A 17,990-nucleotide genomic window follows, 5' to 3' on the forward strand; every position below is an offset into this window, starting at 1 on the left:
GTTGCCCTTCCAATTGGTCCCAGAAGGTGATTCGATGGTTCGAGGAGTCATTGATGACGGCTTGGGGGCTGGGAACAAAATGAAACTGCGAGGCACCACCTCAGTGTTGGCCGCCGCTGTTGCAGTGGGTCTGGTTGCGCTGGTCGGTGCAAGCAGCGAAGAGCAGGTCATCGAAGCAGTGCCCGCCCCCGCCGCGATCATCCAGAGCCCACCGGCACCCGCTCCGGGCATCGGCCACGCGCGTGCCAGCGTCCAGGAAGTGTTCGGCGAAGAATTCACGGACCCGCTGGGCGTCTACGCCGTCGAGGGCGGCTATGTGACCTGGCGGGTGCCCGGCGGGGAAGACCTCGGCTTCGATCCGTACAGCGCGCCCACGCCTGAGGTCATCCAGCCCGACGGGGTGAAGGAACTCGATCCCGTCATCGTGCCCCTGCCCGTTGCCCCGGCCACCATCCCCGTCACGACGGTGGAGTCCGTCGGCACGCAGAAGGCGGGCGCGCTCCTCTCGCCGCCGGTGCGCGGGCGCTCGTCCTCGAAGTTCGGCATGCGGTTCCACCCCGTGCTGCGCGTGTACAAGCTGCACACGGGCCACGACTGGGCCGCACCCTGTGGCACCCCGGTGGGTGCCGCGGCCGCCGGCACCGTCGTCGGCACCGGTTGGGCCGGCGGTAACGGCGTGCAGGTCAAGATCGACCACGGCAGGTTGGGCGGCTACCGCGTGGTGACCACCTACAACCACCTGTCGTCCATCGGCGTGAAGGTGGGGCAGAAGGTCTCGGCCCTGCAGGGCGTGGGCCGCGTCGGCAGCACCGGGTACTCCACGGGTTGTCACCTGCACTTCGAGGTGATCGTGAACGGGCAGTTCACTGATCCCATCCCGTGGCTCAACGGCAAGCCCGGCGTCGTGGACCTCTCGGTCATGATGACCCTGGCCCCCGGAACGCCCTCGTCGAGCGCGTCGCCGTCGCCGTCACCGTCTCCGTCGCCGAGCCCGTCCCTGTCGCCGTCGGTGACCGGGCAGCCCTCGGTGAGTGCCACCTCGGAGCCGCCGCCCGCGCCTGAGCCCGGTGACACTTCGGCCGCCGGGCCGAAGCCCTCCACCCCTGCACCGGGCACCACATCGAACCCGCCCAGCGCGCCGGGAACGACACCGGCACCCACGCCCACCACGACGTCTGCGGCACCGAAGCCCAGCCCCTCGGCCAGTGCGACGACGAAGTCGCCTGAGCCGAGCCCCGTCACCTCGTCGCCACCCCCGCCGCCGCCACCGCCGCCTCCGTCGTCAACGCCGCCGGCACCTTCGCCCGAGTCCTCCCCGACGCCGGTGCCGAGCCAGACGGTGACGGAGTCTCTGAGTGAAGTTCCGTCGACGCCGGCCGCTCCCTCCCCCACCGTGGCTGAGAGCGTGACGGCGAGCGCCGAGGCGTAGCCCCAGACGGTCCCGGGCTCAGTCGTTGAGCCGGGCGGCCATCCAGTCCACCAGCGGGGCGGACCCTCGCCAGATCTCGCGGACCTCCTCGGCGAACGCCTCCACCCCCGTGGCCGTGACCTCCCGCATCGCGCTCAGCGACCGGTGCCGCAGCAGCCTGATCCGGGGATGCGCCTTCGTGAAGCCCCGCGGAGCGGTGGCGAGGGTCTGGCCCGTGATCAGCCACCCGTCGCGCTCGAGGCCCTCCACCATCGCCTGGAGTTGGCCGCCCGAGCGCTCATCGTCGATCGCGGCGCGGAAGCGGGCCAGTGCCTCCGGCTCCGCGCGGTAGAAGCCGCCCCCGGCGAAGGCCTCCTCGGCGTTGACCTCGACGTAGAAGCCACAGGCGGGCGCCATCGCCACGTACGCACCCTGGTGGGTCTTGTAGGGCGACTTGTCCTTGGCGAACCGCACGTCCTTGTAGGGGCGGTACACCTTGGCCTCCCCGAACTCCTCGGCCAGCGCGGCCACCACCCGGGTCAGCGGGCCGCGCACCTCGTTGTCGTAGCGCGCCTTGTTGGCGAGCCAGAAGTCACGGGTGTTGTCGAACATGAGCTCGCGGTAGAACTCGGCGGCAGGGAGGGGAAACGCGTCCATGTCCTAGATTCTGCCCCCTGGCGAGCCGACGGTGCCCTCCGGCGGTTCGATCCCGCGCCGATCTGCGGCCCTGCGGCCCCCAGAGGGATAGGGGACCACGTCTCAGCCCCCATCGGAACGCCCAAACGCGCAACAAGTGCGAATGAACGCGCATCCTGCGTCGTTAATGCGTGGTTTTGCGCGCCCTCGCGGTAGTATTGGCACGTTCAACGGCGCTGGGGCAATCCCGGCGCCACTTTGTGTGGACAGGAGCAATGTGTCGGACGACGTGACCATGGATGAGGACCTCACCCCCCAAGCGCGGATGGAGGGACTCCAAGATTCAGCAGACATCACCGTCTCCGGATCTTACGACGCCGACCAGATCTCCGTCCTCGAAGGCCTTGAGGCGGTGCGCAAGCGCCCCGGCATGTACATCGGTTCCACCGGTGAACGCGGCCTCCACCACCTCGTCTACGAGATCGTCGACAACTCCGTCGACGAGGCCCTCGCCGGGTACTGCGACTCCATCGAGGTTGAACTCCTCGACGGTGGCGGCGTCCGCGTCAAGGACAACGGCCGTGGCATCCCGGTCAAGGAACACCCCGTCGAGAAGATCCCCACGGTCACGCTCGTGCTGACCGTCCTGCACGCCGGCGGCAAGTTCGGCGACGGGGGTTACAAGGTCTCCGGCGGCCTCCACGGCGTGGGTTCCTCCGTCGTGAATGCGCTGTCGGAGCGCATGATCGTCGACGTGCGTCGCGACGGGTACCGCTGGCACCAGGAGTTCGAGTACGGCACGCCCGTCACGGAGCTGGAGCGGATGGAGGCCACGGACGAGACCGGCACCACCATCGCGTTCTACCCCGGCCACGACATCTTCGAGACCACGTCCTACAACTACGAGACGTTGGCCACCCGGTTCCGCGAGATGGCGTTCCTGACGAAGGGGCTGCGCCTGTCCCTGCTGGACCTGCGCTCCGAGCGCCAGGTGGCCACGGGCGATGACGGCGAAGTCGACACCCCCTACGACGAGTTCCTCTACAACGACGGCCTCATCGACTACGTGAAGTACCTCTCCGGCAGCAAAGAGGCCATCCACCCCACCGTGATCGACGTCGAGGCCCACGCCCCCGAGGCCGGGATGGGCGTCGAGATCGCGATGCAGTGGAACACCTCCTACGCGAGCAGCGTCTACACCTTCGCCAACACCATCAACACGCATGAGGGCGGCACCCACGAAGAGGGCTTCCGCGCCGCGCTGACCGGCACGGTGAACCGCTGGGGAGAGACCTGGGGCCTCATCAAGAAGCGCGAGGACCGCGTCTCCGGCGACGACATCCGCGAGGGCCTCACCGCCATCCTGTCGATCAAGGTCTCGGAGCCGCAGTTCGAGGGCCAGACCAAGACCAAGTTGGGCAACACCGAGGCCCGCACCTTCGTGCAGCGTGTCCTCAACGACCGCTTGGGCGACTGGTTCGAGCGCAACCCCGCCGAAGGCAAGGACATCGTCCGCAAGTCGCAGGCTGCGGCGGCGGCCCGCATCGCCGCCCGCAAGGCCCGCGACATGGCCCGCTCCCGCAAGGGCCTGCTGGGTGGCTCCGGCCTGCCCGGCAAGCTGGTGGACTGCCAGTCGACGGACCCCTCCGAGTGCGAACTGTTCATCGTGGAGGGCGACTCCGCAGGCGGTTCCGCCCGCGGTGGCCGTGACCCCCGCACGCAGGCGATCCTTCCCATCCGAGGCAAGATCCTCAACGTGGAGAAGGCCCGCATCGACCGCATCCTTGCCAACAAGGAGGTCGAGGCCATCATCAACGCACTCGGCGCGGGCATGCAGGAGGATTTCGACCTCAACAAGCTGCGCTACCACAAGCTGATCCTGATGGCTGATGCCGACGTCGACGGCGCCCACATCCGCACGCTGCTGCTGACGCTGTTGTTCCGCTTCCTGCGTCCCATGATCGAGGCCGGGCACGTCTTCCTCGCGCAGCCGCCGCTGTTCCGCATCCGGTGGTCGAACTCGGCGCACGAACTGGCCTACAACGACACCGAGCGCGATGCGCTGCGCGACGCCGGGCTCGCCGAAGGCAAGAAGCTGCCGCAGGTCAACCCCATCCAGCGCTACAAGGGCCTGGGCGAGATGAACGCAGATGATCTGTGGGATACCACGATGGACCCGGAGAACCGGATCCTGCTGCAGGTCACGCTCGACGACGCCGCCATGGCGGATCAGATGTTCTCGATCCTCATGGGAGAAGACGTCGAACAGCGCCGCACGTTCATCCAGCGCAACGCCAAGGACGTCCGCTTCCTCGACATCTAGCACTGGGGCTTGCCCCAGACCCCGCGGAGTTCGCTTCGCTCACACAACTTCATAATCCAAACAACAGGCTCGCTTTGCTCGCGTTGTTTGGGCTCGCTTCGCGAGCGGGGTGACCAGCCTCGCTCGGCTCCAACCCGGAAGGTTCACTGACGCATGGCTGACGACGTCGACAAGGACGAACTCAAGGCACCCGCGCTGGGCCGCATCGATCCCATCGACCTGCAGGTCGAGATCCAGAACTCCTACCTCGACTACGCGATGAGCGTCATCGTCGGGCGTGCGCTGCCCGACGTGCGCGACGGGCTGAAGCCCGTCCACCGCCGCGTGCTCTACGCCATGTGGGACGGCGGCTACCGCCCTGACCGCGGGTGGAACAAGTGCTCCCGCGTCGTCGGTGAGGTGATGGGTCTGTACCACCCGCACGGTGACTCCGCGATCTACGACGCCCTCGTGCGTCTCGCGCAGCCGTGGGCCATGCGCCTGCCGCTCGTCGCCGGCCAGGGCAACTTCGGTAGCCAGGGCAACGACAAGGCCGCAGCCATGCGGTACACCGAGACCAAGATGGCCAACCCCGCCGTCGAGATGGTGCGCGAGATCGAGCAGAATACCGTCGATTTCCGTCCGAACTACGACAACCGCGAGCTGGAGCCGACGGTGTTACCGGCCCGGTTCCCGAACCTGCTGGTCAACGGCTCCACGGGTATCGCGGTGGGCATGGCCACCAACATCCCCAGCCACAACCTGCGTGAGGTCAACGACGCGGTGCAGTGGGCGCTGGCCAACCCCGACGCGTCGCGCGAGGAACTGCTCGAAGCCGCCATCCAGCGCATCCAAGGGCCAGACTTCCCCGGCGGCGCACTGATCGTCGGGCGCTCGGGCATCGAAGAGGCATACCGCACCGGGCGCGGCTCGGTGACGATGCGCGCGGTCATCGGCATGGAGGAGGACCGCAACGGTCGCCAGCTCCTCGTCATCACGGAGCTGCCCTACATGGCCAACCCCGACACGCTGGCGCTGCGCATCGCAGACCTCGTCAACTCGGGCCGCCTGACGGGCATCGCCGACATCCGCGACGACACGTCGGCGCGCACCGGCCAGCGTCTGGTGATCGTGCTCAAGCGCGACGCCCAGCCGCGTGTCGTGATGAACAACCTGTACAAGCACACGTCGCTGCAGGACACGTTCGGCTGCAACATGCTGGCCATCGTCGAGGAGGTGCCCCGCACCCTTCGCCTCGACCAGTTCATCTCGCTGTGGATCAAGCACCAGCTCGAGGTCATCCGGCGCCGCACGCAGTGGCAGTTGGATGAGGCCGAGCGCGCCGCCCACCTCGACCGCGGCCTGGTCAAGGCACTCAACATGCTCGACGAGGTCATCGCCCTCATCCGCGCCAGCGCCACCGCTGATGCGGCCAACCAGGGCCTGCAGGAGCTGCTCGACATCGACGAAGTGCAGGCGCGCTTCATCCTGGACACCCAGCTGCGCCGCCTGGCGTCGATGGAGATCCAGAAGATCGTCGACCGCTTGGCCGAGCTGGAGCGTCGGATTGCCGACCTGAAGGACATCCTTGGCGACGAGGCCCGGCAGCGTCGGATCATCGCAAGCGAGTTGCAGGAGATCGTCGACAAGTACGGCGACGAGCGCCGCACCCGGATCGTCGCGGCTGATGGGGATTTTTCCGATGAGGATTTCATCCCCAACGACGACGTCGTGGTCACCATCACGCACGGCGGCTACGCCAAGCGCACCCGCGCGGATCTGTACCGCGTGCAGAAGCGCGGCGGCAGGGGCGTGCGCGGTGCGTCGCTGCGTGCCGACGACGAGGTGGCGCATCTCTTCACCACCACCAACCACCAGTGGATCTTGTTCTTCACCAACTTCGGCCGCGTATATCGCAGCAAGGTGTGGCAGTTGCCGGAGGCTGGTCGGGACGCGAAGGGCGGCCATGTCGCCGGGTTGATGAGCTTTCTGCCCGACGAGCGGATCGCCCAAGTGTTGACCATCGACTCCTATGAGGATGCGCCGTACCTGCTGCTGGCCACGAAGAACGGCCTGGTCAAGAAGACGGACCTGAAGGCCTACGACTCGCCGCGCCAGGCCGGCGTCATCGCGATCAACTTCCGCGAGCAGGGCGACGAGTTGATCGGTGCGTCGCTGGTTTCCGAGTACGACGACGTCCTGCTGATCTCGCGCAAGGGCCAGGCCATCCGCTTCCGGGCAGACGACGAGCAGTTGCGTCCGATGGGGCGCGCCACGTCCGGTGTGACGGGCATGAAGTTCCGCTCGGGCGACGAGTTGCTGTCGATGGCTGTGCTCCGCGCCGATGAGGATCAGTCTGAACAGTACGTGTTCACGGTCACCGACGGTGGCTACGGCAAGCGCACCTCTGTCAGCGAGTACCGCGTCCAGGGCCGTGGCGGCCTGGGCATCAAGGCCATGAAGCTGAACGAGGACCGCGGCAAGCTCGTCGGTGGCCTGATCGTCGGCGAGCATGACGAGGTCATCGCGATCAAGGTCTCCGGCCAGGTCACCCGCTCGGCCGTCTCCGACGTGCCTGCGAAGGGCCGCGACACCATGGGCGTGAAGTTCGTCGGTGTCCGCGGTGAGGACGAGGTCAGCGTGATCGCGCTGTACCCCGAAACTGAGGTCACCGAGGATGAGCTGGCTACCGAGGAGCCGGCAGACGGTACCGTAGGGGAAACCGTGGTCGAGGAGGCTACGGAAGTGAGCCCGGAGGAGACCGTCGATGAGTGATGCGCCGCGCTGGCCCGGGGCCGACGGACGCCCCGGTCTTGACTTCTCGCCCTACCGGTCGGACAAGCCGGCTGAGCCGGTGACGTCGTCGCAGTCGGCTCCTGAGCCGGACACCCGCGCACAGCGCCCCGTCGGGGCGCCGTCGGAACAGGGCAAGCCCACCGACGACGGGAAGCCTGCGTCGGTGGCGCCGCGGGTCGCCGAGCGCGCGGCCCGTGCCGCCCAGGAGTGGGCGTCGATGCCGGTGACGCCGGCATTCGGTTCCGCGCCGACGGCCCGCACGGCACCGGTGCCGCCGCCCGGCGCCAAGCAGCCCCCCATGCAGGGTCGCCCCGGCGGCCCCGCGCCCCTCGGTGCCCCGACGCGGGGTGGCGCCACCGTCGTGCCTCCGGGCCGTCGTAGCGCGAGTGAAGCCGAGGACGGGGATCCGCTGCCGCTGGCTGAGGTCGCCGAGCCGAAGGTTGAGAAGGGCGCAGCGCCGGTTCGCACCACGCGTCGCCCGCGCCGCACCCGCAAGGCTCGCCTGCGGCTGGCACGGATCGACCCGTGGTCCGTCATGAAGACGACGTTCCTGTTCGCGATCGCCTTCGGCATCATGCTCGTGGTGGCCACGTTCGTGATCTGGTCCGTGCTGGCAGGGGCCGGCACGCTGGAGTACGTCAACACGCTGCTCAACCAGCTGCTGGGGGACCAGGACACCGCGTTCGACGTGACCCAGATCCTGAGCGTGAACCGCGTCCTCGGGTTCTCCTCGATCGTCGCGGCCATCAACGTGGTGATCATCACCGCGTTGGCCACTCTGTTTGCCTTCCTGTACAACTTGGCGGCCACCGTGATGGGCGGCCTCGAGGTCACCCTCGCCGAAGACTGATCGCTGGTCCCTCTGGGGCCTCCTAGCCGCTACCCGGCCGTGAGCAATTGGATAGGCTCACGGCCGGTTTTGCGTCGTTTTGTCGGCGTGTCGCGCCGTGACCCCATCCAATTGCTCACGGCTGGCCTGAGTTTGCAGGGAGCGGAAGTCATCCGCTACAGTTGGGCGTCGGTAAGCGGGCCTATAGCTCAGGCGGTTAGAGCGCATCCCTGATAAGGATGAGGTCGCTGGTTCAAGTCCAGCTAGGCCCACCAATGAACCCCTAGGTGACTAGGGGTTTTACTATTTTCGGCGAAACCGGTGACAAATTGGTCCTGACGACTGTGTGGCTGGCGCTACGCCGGCGCACCACCACCCTCGGGACGCGGGGCTTGGCTGTCTCCAAGGTGGCCGGGCCACTCCTCGGGGGGTGGCTCACCACGGACGCGTCCTGGCGGTGGGCCTTCTGGCTCAACATCCCGGTCGGACTCCTCGTCCTGCTCGGCATCGTGAAGGCGGTGCCCGAGACGCGGGATAGCGGCGCCACGGTGCTGCGGGACTGGGGCGGAGTGGTTCTGTCCGCGCTGGGCATGGGTGCCCTAGTCTTCGCCCTCATCGAGTCGGAGTGGTTTGGCTGGTGGCGCCAGGAGGACGGATCGCTGTCGCCGGTGCCACTCGCCCTCGTCCTCGGCTTCGTACTCATGGGCGCCTTCGTCCAACTCGAGCGGGCACGCCAGGCGGCTGGTCTGGACGTGCTCATCGACCTCGGGCTCTTCCGGATCCGTTCTTTCCGCAACGGTGCCATCGCCGCCCTCATCGTTGCCTTCGGCGAGTTCGGATTGCTGTTCACTCTCCCGCTGCTCCTGCAGGGCACTCTCGGGTACACCGCACTCGGCACAGGCGCGGTCATCCTGCTGCTCGCCGTTGGCACCTTCTTGGCGTCGGGCACCCTGCCGCAACTCTCCAAACGCGTGCACCAGCGCACCATCGTGCGCCTGGGTCTCCTCCTGGAGGCTGTGGCCATCGGCGGCCTCGCGCTGACTCTGTCATCTTCCATCGCCACCTGGGTCATCGCGGTCTGGCTGTTCGTGTACGGCTTCGGGGTCGGCTTCGCCACCGCACAGCTCACCGCGCTCCTGTTGGCCGACGTGCCGGTCGAGGAGAGCGGCCAGGCGTCGGGTCTGCAATCGAGCGTGCGCCAGTTCGGCTCTGCGCTGGGAGTCGCGCTTCTCGGCGGGTTCCTCGTCGCCCAACTCGGCCGAGCCACCCGAGCTAACCTCAACGCCCTCGATTTGTCAGGAGGGGCCGTCGACGGCATCACGTCTGCCGTGCGGGAGTCTGCTGGCATCGCCATCGCTGGTCTGCAGGCGCAGCCCGGTCAGGCGGCCATCGCCCAGGCCGCGGGAGAGGCCATGATCACTGCCAGCCGATTGACGACTGGACTGGCCGCCGTAGCGCTGCTTCTCGGCCTTCTGGCTACGCTCGCTCTCCCGTCGGATGCCGGTCATGCGCGGGCAGAAAACGAAAATGCTCTCCCCGAGCCGACGGGCCGACTGGATAGGGTGCAGCACGAGCTTTGCGCGGGGGTCGACGTCGGGAATGGGTAACCCCTGTAGTTGAGTGTGCAGCCCGTTGTCCAGCTCGACGTGCTGAGCCCGCTGGCTCTGGTGTGCGCCACAGCGATCAAGGCTGGGCTGCGCCCCCCGTAGTTCTCCGTCAGCCGGAAACAGGGGGCCACCCGCGGTAACGCAGGTGGCCCCCTGGTGTTTCACCAGAAACAGTGGCAGGCCAGTTGAATCGGGTTCATCCCGTGGGACTGGCCAAGCTCTCTGCATGGAGCAGGGGCCGGGGGAAGGGGATGTCCCGGCCGCTGCCGATTCGGTTGTAGAGCCTCAACCGAGACTACTCACTCGCCGATCTCGTTCTCGAGGTCGGTCTGTGCCTGGTCGAGGGCTTCCTTGACGGGCGTGTCGTTCTCGTACACCTCGTTGAGCGTGACCGTGCGGAACCAGTTGTCCACTGCGGGCAGGTTCGGGTTGGCGAAGGAGTTGAAGTGACCGATGCCGTCCTTGACGGAGTTCAGCACGTCGAACAGGTTCGTCGTGAAGTACTTGTTGAACTTGTTCTCCGGGTTGTGGGTCACGGCGTCGTCTTCCCAGACCGACATGTTCACCGGGTCGAAGCCGAGGACTTCCCAGACCGCGACGTTGGCGGGGAGGGACAGCTTGGCGAAGGCGTTGAACTCGGTGGCGAGTTCGAGGTTCTCCGACGAAGCGGACACTGCGGTACCCGTGCCGCCGCCACCGATGGTGAGCGTCTCGGAACCCTCGATCTGAGGTGCCGGTGCGATGGCGATCTTGCCGGCGAGGTCAGGCATGTAGTCGACGAACCTGGAGGTGTACCAGGCGGGGTAGACGATGGCCGCGTAGTCGCCGTTGTTGATGGCGCCGTAGGCCTCCTCAGCGTCCGGGCTGCCACCCGCGATCGTGCTGAGCGCCCCGGACTTCTCCATGTCGGCCATCAGCTCGAGCGCCTTGACGGCCTCGGGGTTGTTCACGGACACCTTGCCCATGCCGTCGTCCTCGAACACCTGGCCACCCATCTGGGCGGTCACGAGCGGTTCGACGAACCACACGCCCGTGTTGGCGGTGCCGAAGGCCTTGTCGGTGGCCTCGTGGTACTTGACGCCGGCTTCCTTGAAGTCGTCCCAGGTCTTAATGGTGGTGTAGTCGATGCCCTGGGCTTCGAGGAGCTCCTGGTTGTAGAACGCGACGAAGGCGCCGACGTGGGTCGGGTAACCGTAGATCTTGCCGTCGCGGCTGTAGAGATCGAGACGGGCCTTGACGATGTCGTCGATGTAGGGTTCGGCTGCGGCGGAGAGGTCAGCCAACGGAGGGTTGTCGCCCTTCACGAAGTTCGAGAACTTGTTGACCTCGATGTCGACCAGGTCCGGCATGCCGGTGCCGGCGTTGGCGGCCAGCAGCAGCTTGTCGTGCATGTCCTGGTACGGGTAGACGGTGATGTCGAGGTCGATGGCCTTGTCAGGGTTCTCCTCGTTCCACTGGATGGCCATCTCGTCGTAGACGGCGGCGTGGAGTTCGGCGAACACCCACATGCTGAGCTTGGTTGCGCCTTCAGGTGCGGGCGCGCCGCTGACGACCTCGCCCGAGGCCGACGGTTCCGAGGAACTGCCGTCGCCCCCGCCACCACAGGCGGCCAACGCCACCACCGATAAACTGACTGCAGCGAGTGTCGCTGCAAATTTGCGGATTCTCATGTGTCCACTCCTTTGTGTTGTTCCTACTAATTGCGGGGATGTCTGTCTGCTAGCCCTTGATCGAACCTGCCGTCATTCCTTCGATGAAGAATCGCTGGAATGCCAGGAAGAGCAGGAGGATCGGGATCAGGGAGAAGAACGCTCCGATGATGAGCAGTTCGTAGTTGTTGCCATACGGGGTCAACAGCGTGTTGAGGCCGATCGGGAGGGTGAATTTCTCGGCGGAGCGCAGGACCAGCAGTGGCCACAGGAAGTTGTTCCAGACCATCATGCCGTTGAGGATTCCCATGGCCGCAAATGCCGGCTTGGAGATGGGGACGATGATCCTGAAGAACATTCCGAACTCTGAGACGCCGTCGACGCGGCCGGCCTCCAGCAGTTCGCGGGGAATGCCGATGAAGTACTGACGGAAGAAGAAGATGGTGACGGCCTGCGCCAGGAACGGCAGCACGACGATCCAGTACTGGTCCGCCGCGTTGAAGTTGTTCACCTGGACGTAGAGGGGGAGCATCAGCATCTCGAACGGGATGGTCATCATGACCAGGACGAGGATGAAGCCGACGTTCTTGCCGGGGAAGTCGTACATTGCGAAGCCGTAGGCGACGAAGGAGCTCACGAGGAGGGTCCCTGCAACCTGCACGACAGTCAGGATCAGGCTGTTCCAGAACCACCGGAAGTACAGCCCCGAATCTGTGAAGAGCATTTCGTAGTTGTCGAAGCTGAGGTCCGCCGGATCGACGAGGAAGGAAATGCCGTTGCGGATGATCTCCCCGCCGTCCTGGAAGGTGCCGATGACGATCGCGGCCAGGGGGATGAGCGAGATCAGAGCGATCACCAGGAGGAAGGTGCCCTGAAGGATCGCAGCGACCCGACGGCGGGGCTGTTGCCTCGGCTCCTCGCCCAGGGCCTCAGCCATCCGGGTCGAATCAGTGGCTGTGGTCATCTCAGGCCTCCTTCTTGAAGGTGCCGGTTGCGGTCAGTTGCGTCAGGTTGATGATGAGCACCAGCGCCAGGAGCACCACGCCCACCGCGGAGGCGAAGCCCAGGTCGTTCTCCTGGATGCCCTTGCGGTAGAGGTACCCGACGATGGTGAGGCCCTGGTTGTTCGGCGAGCTGTTGCCCGCGTACAGCATGAAGCTCTCGAGGAACATCGCGAGGCCGCCGTAGACGCTGATCGTCGTGACGTACACGATGGTGGGCTTCAGGCCCGGAAGGGTCACGAAGAAGAACTTCTGGACGGCGTTGGCGCCGTCGATGGAGGCCGCTTCCAGGTGCTCTTCGGGAATGGCCTGCAGGCCGGCGAGGAAGTACATGGTGTTGACGCCGGTCCAGCGCCACAGCGCCAACAGGAGGAGGGCAGCCAGACCGGTCAAGTCGTTGCGCAGCCACCGGACAGGCCCGAACCCGAAGAAGTCCGCGACCTGGTTCATCATGCCGGTGTCGCTCTCCGAGAACATGAGACGGAAGATGATGCCCGCCACGACGACCGATGTGAGCGCTGGCACGAAGAGCGATGCCTTGAAGAAGTTCTTCAGCTTCTTGCTGCCCAGCTTCCTGTTGATCACCACCGCGAGCAACATGGGGATGGGGATGAGCAGCACGAGGGTCAGCACCATGTACCGGAGGCTGTTGAACAGTGCCTTCCAGAAGATCTGGTCGCGCCACAGCCGCCCGTAGTTGCGGGTGCCGATGAACTCCGCCTGGCCGTACACCACTTCCTGGAAGCTCATGATCACCGACTGGATCACGGGGATGAGCCAGAAGACCGCCACCGTGAGCAGGAAGGGCAGGATGAACAGGTATGGAGCCAGGCGCTTGGAATAGAGGAGCTTGGTCATTCTCAGTGGTCCTCCTTGATAGTGACCATCTGCACTTCGGCTCTGATGGCATTGCCTTAGGGCCGCCGGCGCGTGACAACACTGTCCACGTGACCCTATTTGTTTTGAATGACAACTAACTGTTCAGAGGCTAACCGTCGCCACTGTGACCGGTCAACCATTTGCGGCGAAAAGTTCCTGGATTGTTACTGAACTTTCGGGGGGCCCGGGGTTGCCGGGCCACCCGAGGTGCTCAGTTGGTGGAGAGGGTGATCATCGTCCAGGAGATGGGTGGGAGCGTGACGGTGAGCGTCGATCCCTCCAGTTGGGCGGTGTCGTTCGACGTGACGCCCACGCTCGAATCGTCCTCCGCGCTGGCCTTCCAGTTGTGATCCTCATGGTGCAGGGTCACGGCCTCCTTGATGGTGCAGCCTGCGGGGATCTCGATCTCGGCCGGCACCGATTCGGTGGTGTGCCGGTTGACGACGAAGATGGCCGCATTGTCGTCGGCCCAGGTGGCGACGGCGTCCACAGCCTGAACGGTGCCGAACTGCTCGCTCTCGATGATGGGGCCGTCGATGATCACGCGCAGGACGTCACCCTTGGCGTGGGCCGAGGTCAGGGCGAAGGGGTGGAAGGTGGTCTGCTTCCAGACCGGTCCTCCCGGCTCCGCCATGATCGGGGCGATGACGTTGACCAACTGCGCCTGGTTGGCGGACCAGACCCGGTCGGTGTGGCGCAGGAGCGAGATCAACAGGTTGCCCACCACCACGGCATCGGCCACGGAGTAGTTGTCCTCCAGCAGCCGCGGAGCGACGGGCCAGTCGTCTCCCGACGGCGGCTTCGACGGATCCCTGTCGAGGTACCAGACGTTCCACTCGTCGAAGGAGATCCCGATCTTCTTGTCGGTCTTCTTGGCCGTGGCGACCGAATCGATGGTGGCGCCCACCTGGTTGATGAAACGGTCCATGTCCTCGGCGCTCACCAGGAACTCCTGGAGCCCGGAGTCCTTCTCCCAGTAGTAGGCGTGGGCGGAGATCATGTCCACCTGGTCGTACGCCTCGGTGAGGACCGTGCGTTCCCATTCGCCGAACGTTGGCATGCTGCGGCTCGAGGATCCGCAGGCCACCAGTTCCAGGTCGGGATCGATCATGCGCATGGCGCGCGCGGCCTCGGCGGCGATACGGCCGTACTCGTGCGCCGTCTTGTGGCCCATCTGCCACGGGCCGTCCATCTCGTTGCCGAGGCACCACATCTTGACCCGGTACGGATCCTCGGCGCCGTTGGCCCTGCGCTGTTCAGCCCAGTCAGAGCCGCCCGGCACGTTGCAGTACTCGAGGACGTCCATCGCCTCGAGGACGCCACGGGTGCCGAGGTTGATCGCCATCATGGGCTCGATCTCGGCCTTCTTCGCCCAGGACATGAACTCGTCGGTCCCGACCTCGTTGGGCTCAAGGCTGTGCCAGGCGAGATCCAACCTCTTGGGGCGGTCCTCGACCGGGCCGATGCCGTCCTCCCAGCGGTACCCGGAGACGAAGTTTCCGCCGGGGTAGCGCACGGTGGACACGCCCATCTCACGGACGAGCTCCAGCACGTCGCCGCGGAAGCCCTCGTCGTCCGCCGTGGGGTGACCGGGCTCGTAGATTCCTGTGTAGACGCAGCGCCCGAGGTGCTCGACGAAGGAGCCGAAGGTGCGCCGGCGCACCGGTCCCACCGTGAACGCGGGATCGATCTTCAACGTGGCTTTCATGACCCTCCATTGCTTTTGTTGTGTCGATATACAAAGACTGCCACAGCAGGTCCCGCGTGTCCGGGTGATGCGGAAACTTTCGGGGGCCACCAGAAATTTGCGGGACGGGTTCAGGGGGCGCGGCCGGTCGACTGGCGGACGATCAACCTCGTCGCCAACTCGATGTGCCGCGATTCAGGCACCTGGCCACGGTGGATGAGGTGTGCCGTCTCCACGGCGCGTCGGCCGATATCGGCGAGCGGCTGGCGCACCGCGGTGAGCGCGGGGGTCGCCCAGGTGGCCAGTGGCGTGTCGTCGTACCCGATGATGCTCAGCTCGTCGGGGATCCGCAGCCCCGCCGCATGCGCCGCGCTGAGCACTCCCATGGCCTGCAGGTCGCTGCCGGTCATGATGGCGCTGGGTGGCTCGTCGTCGGAGAACCACCGGGCCGCGATCTCGGCGGCCTCCTGGGCGTCGAAGGCGCAGCGTCGCAGCCAGCGATCGGGCACCGTCGCCCCGGCGTTGCTGCAGGTGGAGAGGAAGCCGTCCAGCCTGGCGGTCGCGCTCATGGACCGGACGGGCCCGCAGATGGCGGCGATCCTCGAATGGCCGAGGCTGAGCAAGTGTTCCGCCGCCGAGCGGCCGCCGAGCCAGTTGGTGGCCCCCACGGACACGACGTCCGGGCGGTCGGAGTCGAGTGGGTCGATGACCACCATGGGGAGCCTCGCGCCCAGGACGGTGGAGTAGACATCGCCGCCGACGCCCGCAGTGAGCAGCACCGCACCGATCCTGTTCGCGGCCAACAGGCGCTGGGTCAGCGCCGCGCTGCTCAGGAGCCCTTCAGGGTCCGTCTGCCGATGCGCCCGCTCGACGACGAGGTCGATCCCCAGCTCCTCGGCGGCTCGCACCGCCCCGCCCAACACCTCCATCGCGTAGGTGCTGGTGATCACGTCGGCGAGGAAGGCGATGGAGGGGCGCGCGGCCGACGGGGTGCGCCGATTGGTCTCGTAGCCCAGTTCCAGGATGGCGCGTTCGACGCGGATCCGGGTGCCGTCGGCCACGTCCGGTCTCCCGTTGGCCACCTTGGAGGCGGTCGCGAGGGACACTCCGGCCCTGGTTGCGACGGCTGCCAGCGTGGGCTTGGCAACGGAACTCGAGGTCATCTCACTCCTCAGGCTGTCGGAGCGGGGCTCGGCGGCGAGCCCGGCTGTGCGGCTTGAAAGATGGCTGGCGGCCTTGCCAGGAATTGTATTGAAATAAAACAATACCCTTGCCGGGGCCACCATCCGGTGTTAACGTCGAAGAAAGTTTCGTTGAGCGCAGGAAACTTCACGTCGGGTTCTCCGCGCCCCAATGGTCCGCACGACGTCCAGGCAAAGGAGCCGAATGCCGTCCCACACCTCAGCCAACTGGCCCATCGCCGCGGCGATGCTGCCCTTCCCGGACTCCCAGGATGAGCCCGCCGCGGTGTGGCGCAACCAACTCGACCAGGTGCTCCGCGAGGGCTTCACCGAGGTCGACCTCACCGACAACTGGGTGCGCATCGGCGACCTCGACGCCGCCCGCCTCGACGAGCTCCGCGCTGTCCTGGGCGACCTGGGCCTCAACCCGGTCGCCGTGTCCGCCATCCGGCGCAGCGTGATCGACCCGGAGGCCGGCGACGCCAACCTCGAATACTCGCACCGGGTGCTGGAGGCCGCCGGGGTCGTCGGCTCGAAGGTCGTCTCCTTCGGCCTGCACCGCCCCCTCACCCCCGGGCAGCGCGAAGCGTTCTGGTTCTGGACGGCGCCCGGTCCCGTCGATGCCACCGACGCCGCGACGTGGGGCCTGGCCGTCGCTCGGCTGCGCGAACTCGGCCTGCATGCGGCGGGGCTCGGGCTGGAGATGTCGCTGGAGATGTACGAGGACACGCTGCTCGGCTCCTCGGAATCCGCGGTGCGCCTCGTGCGCGACATCGGCCTGGCCAACGTCGGCCTCAACCCGGACCTGGGCAACCTCTACCGGCTGCACCGCCCCGTCGAGGATTTCCTGACCGCCGTCGAGCGCTGCCTGCCGCACGCCAACTACTGGCACGTGAAGAACTACTTCCGCAGTGAGGAGGCGGCGGGCAACGTCGTCAGCCTCCCGGCCCCCATGGCCCACGGGAGCGCCAACTACCGGCGCGCCATCCAGATCGCCGTCGAGGCGGGGTTCGACGGGCCCTTCTGCGTGGAGCACTACGGCGGGGACGGTCTCACTGTCTCCGCGGAGAACCGCGACTACATCCGCCGCATGCTGGCGGTGGCGCTGAAGGAGCCGAAGTGACTGACGTGATCGCCGTCCTTGGCCTCGGCGCCATGGGGCTGCCCATCGCCGCCCGGCTGGCGGAGCGCTGGGAGGTGCGGGGGTTCGACGTGTCGGCCCAGCGCCGCGACCTTGCCGCCGCCGACGGGGTGCGCCCCGTCGCCACCGTCCGTGCGGCCGTCGCCGGAGCCACCCATGTGGTCGTCGCCGTTCGGGACGGCGCCCAACTGGAAGCGGCCCTCTTCGGCGGCGACGGAGCAGGCGACTCCCTCGCCCCCGGCGCCGCCGTCATCATCACCTCGACGGTGGGCTCCGCCGTCGTCAACGACGTGGCCGCGCGGCTCGGGGAGAGGGGCGTCGGCACCGTCGATGCCCCCGTCTCGGGCGGCGCCGTGCGCGCCCGGGCAGGCGACGTGCTCATCACCGCGGGCGGCAGTCATGAGGTGCTGGAACGCTGCGACGCGGTGCTGCACGCCATGGCGTCGACCGTCGTGGTGATGGGCGGCGTGGGCGACGGGCAGAACATGAAGGCCGTCAACCAGTTGCTGTGCGGAATCCACACAGCCGCCGCGGCCGAGGCGCTGGCCATGGCCGACGCGATGGGCCTGGATCTCGACCTCTGCGTCGACACCCTGAACAGGGGGGCAGCCGCGTCGTTCATGCTGGCCGACCGCGGCCCGCGCATGGTCCAGCAGCTCCGCGGGGAGAAGCCCGAGCTTCGTTCCCGCGTCGACGTCATCGCCAAGGACATGGGCATCGTCGGCGAGCTCACCCGCGGCCACCAACTCCCTACCGCGGTCGCGCAGGCCGCCGAAAACCTGTACCGCATGGCGAAGAAGGCAGGGCTCGACGCCGAGGACGACTCGGCCATCGCCACCTTCCTGGCCAACGGGCCCATCCACTGAGGAGAACT

General features: G+C 66.7%; 13 protein-coding genes and 1 tRNA gene. 8 read left to right on the forward strand and 6 right to left on the reverse strand.

The genetic code is table 11. From position 1 onward, the window contains the following. Positions 1–79 precede the first annotated feature (79 nt). The gene (locus J7D54_RS00090; RefSeq protein WP_182763079.1) at positions 80–1,429 is read left to right on the forward strand and encodes a M23 family metallopeptidase; all 1,350 of its coding nucleotides are present in this window, start codon (positions 80–82) and stop codon (positions 1,427–1,429) included. An 18-nt stretch (positions 1,430–1,447) separates the two neighbouring features. Here J7D54_RS00090 and J7D54_RS00095 read toward each other — a convergent pair whose 3' ends face one another. Next, positions 1,448–2,065, reverse strand: coding sequence for a DUF2461 domain-containing protein (locus J7D54_RS00095; RefSeq protein WP_182763078.1), 618 nt, complete (start codon positions 2,063–2,065; stop codon positions 1,448–1,450). Between the two features lie 166 nt (positions 2,066–2,231). Here J7D54_RS00095 and gyrB point away from each other — a divergent pair, with 166 nt between their 5' ends. From gyrB to J7D54_RS00120, 5 genes are all read left to right on the forward strand, one after another. Continuing rightward, positions 2,232–4,367, forward strand: a complete 2,136-nt coding sequence (gene gyrB, locus J7D54_RS00100) for a DNA topoisomerase (ATP-hydrolyzing) subunit B (RefSeq protein WP_370585834.1) — start codon at positions 2,232–2,234, stop codon at positions 4,365–4,367. Between the two features lie 153 nt (positions 4,368–4,520). Further along, on the forward strand, positions 4,521–7,121 hold the full coding sequence (gene gyrA / locus J7D54_RS00105; RefSeq protein WP_182763077.1) for a DNA gyrase subunit A: 2,601 nt from the start codon (positions 4,521–4,523) through the stop codon (positions 7,119–7,121). Beyond that, on the forward strand, positions 7,114–7,992 hold the full coding sequence (locus J7D54_RS00110; RefSeq protein WP_182763076.1) for a DUF3566 domain-containing protein: 879 nt from the start codon (positions 7,114–7,116) through the stop codon (positions 7,990–7,992). Before gyrA ends, J7D54_RS00110 begins: the two co-directional genes overlap by 8 nt. A 177-nt stretch (positions 7,993–8,169) precedes the next feature. Next, positions 8,170–8,246: transfer RNA gene (locus tag J7D54_RS00115), tRNA-Ile, on the forward strand. Positions 8,247–8,315: 69 nt separating this feature from the next. After that, complete coding sequence (locus J7D54_RS00120) at positions 8,316–9,578, forward strand: MFS transporter (RefSeq protein WP_256437901.1); 1,263 nt, start codon at positions 8,316–8,318, stop codon at positions 9,576–9,578. A gap of 299 nt (positions 9,579–9,877) precedes the next feature. Here J7D54_RS00120 and J7D54_RS00125 read toward each other — a convergent pair whose 3' ends face one another. The 5 genes from J7D54_RS00125 to J7D54_RS00145 form a co-directional block, all read right to left on the reverse strand. Then, a complete protein-coding gene (locus J7D54_RS00125; protein WP_182763074.1) occupies positions 9,878–11,248 on the reverse strand; it encodes an ABC transporter substrate-binding protein in 1,371 nt (456 codons plus the stop codon). 49 nt (positions 11,249–11,297) lie between these two features. Then, positions 11,298–12,191 carry a carbohydrate ABC transporter permease gene (locus J7D54_RS00130; RefSeq protein WP_245244046.1) on the reverse strand — a complete coding sequence of 298 codons (894 nt, stop codon included), beginning with the start codon at positions 12,189–12,191 and terminating at the stop codon, positions 11,298–11,300. A gap of 1 nt (position 12,192) precedes the next feature. Next, the gene (locus J7D54_RS00135; RefSeq protein WP_182763073.1) at positions 12,193–13,086 is read right to left on the reverse strand and encodes a carbohydrate ABC transporter permease; all 894 of its coding nucleotides are present in this window, start codon (positions 13,084–13,086) and stop codon (positions 12,193–12,195) included. A gap of 232 nt (positions 13,087–13,318) precedes the next feature. Beyond that, complete coding sequence (locus tag J7D54_RS00140; protein WP_182763072.1) at positions 13,319–14,815, reverse strand: alpha-N-arabinofuranosidase; 1,497 nt, start codon at positions 14,813–14,815, stop codon at positions 13,319–13,321. A gap of 110 nt (positions 14,816–14,925) precedes the next feature. Next, complete coding sequence (locus J7D54_RS00145) at positions 14,926–15,957, reverse strand: LacI family DNA-binding transcriptional regulator (protein WP_182763071.1); 1,032 nt, start codon at positions 15,955–15,957, stop codon at positions 14,926–14,928. A gap of 223 nt (positions 15,958–16,180) precedes the next feature. Here J7D54_RS00145 and J7D54_RS00150 point away from each other — a divergent pair, with 223 nt between their 5' ends. Together J7D54_RS00150 and J7D54_RS00155 are read left to right on the forward strand one after the other, a co-directional pair. After that, positions 16,181–17,098, forward strand: a complete 918-nt coding sequence (locus J7D54_RS00150; RefSeq protein ID WP_182763070.1) for a sugar phosphate isomerase/epimerase — start codon at positions 16,181–16,183, stop codon at positions 17,096–17,098. Beyond that, positions 17,095–17,982: an NAD(P)-dependent oxidoreductase gene (locus J7D54_RS00155; RefSeq protein WP_182763069.1), complete on the forward strand. Its 888-nt coding sequence runs from the start codon at positions 17,095–17,097 to the stop codon at positions 17,980–17,982. The genes J7D54_RS00150 and J7D54_RS00155 overlap by 4 nt, the downstream gene beginning before the upstream one ends. Positions 17,983–17,990: the final 8 nt, after the last annotated feature.

It is taken from the genome of Tessaracoccus sp. MC1865 (genome assembly GCF_017815535.1).
Taxonomy (GTDB): domain Bacteria; phylum Actinomycetota; class Actinomycetes; order Propionibacteriales; family Propionibacteriaceae; genus Arachnia.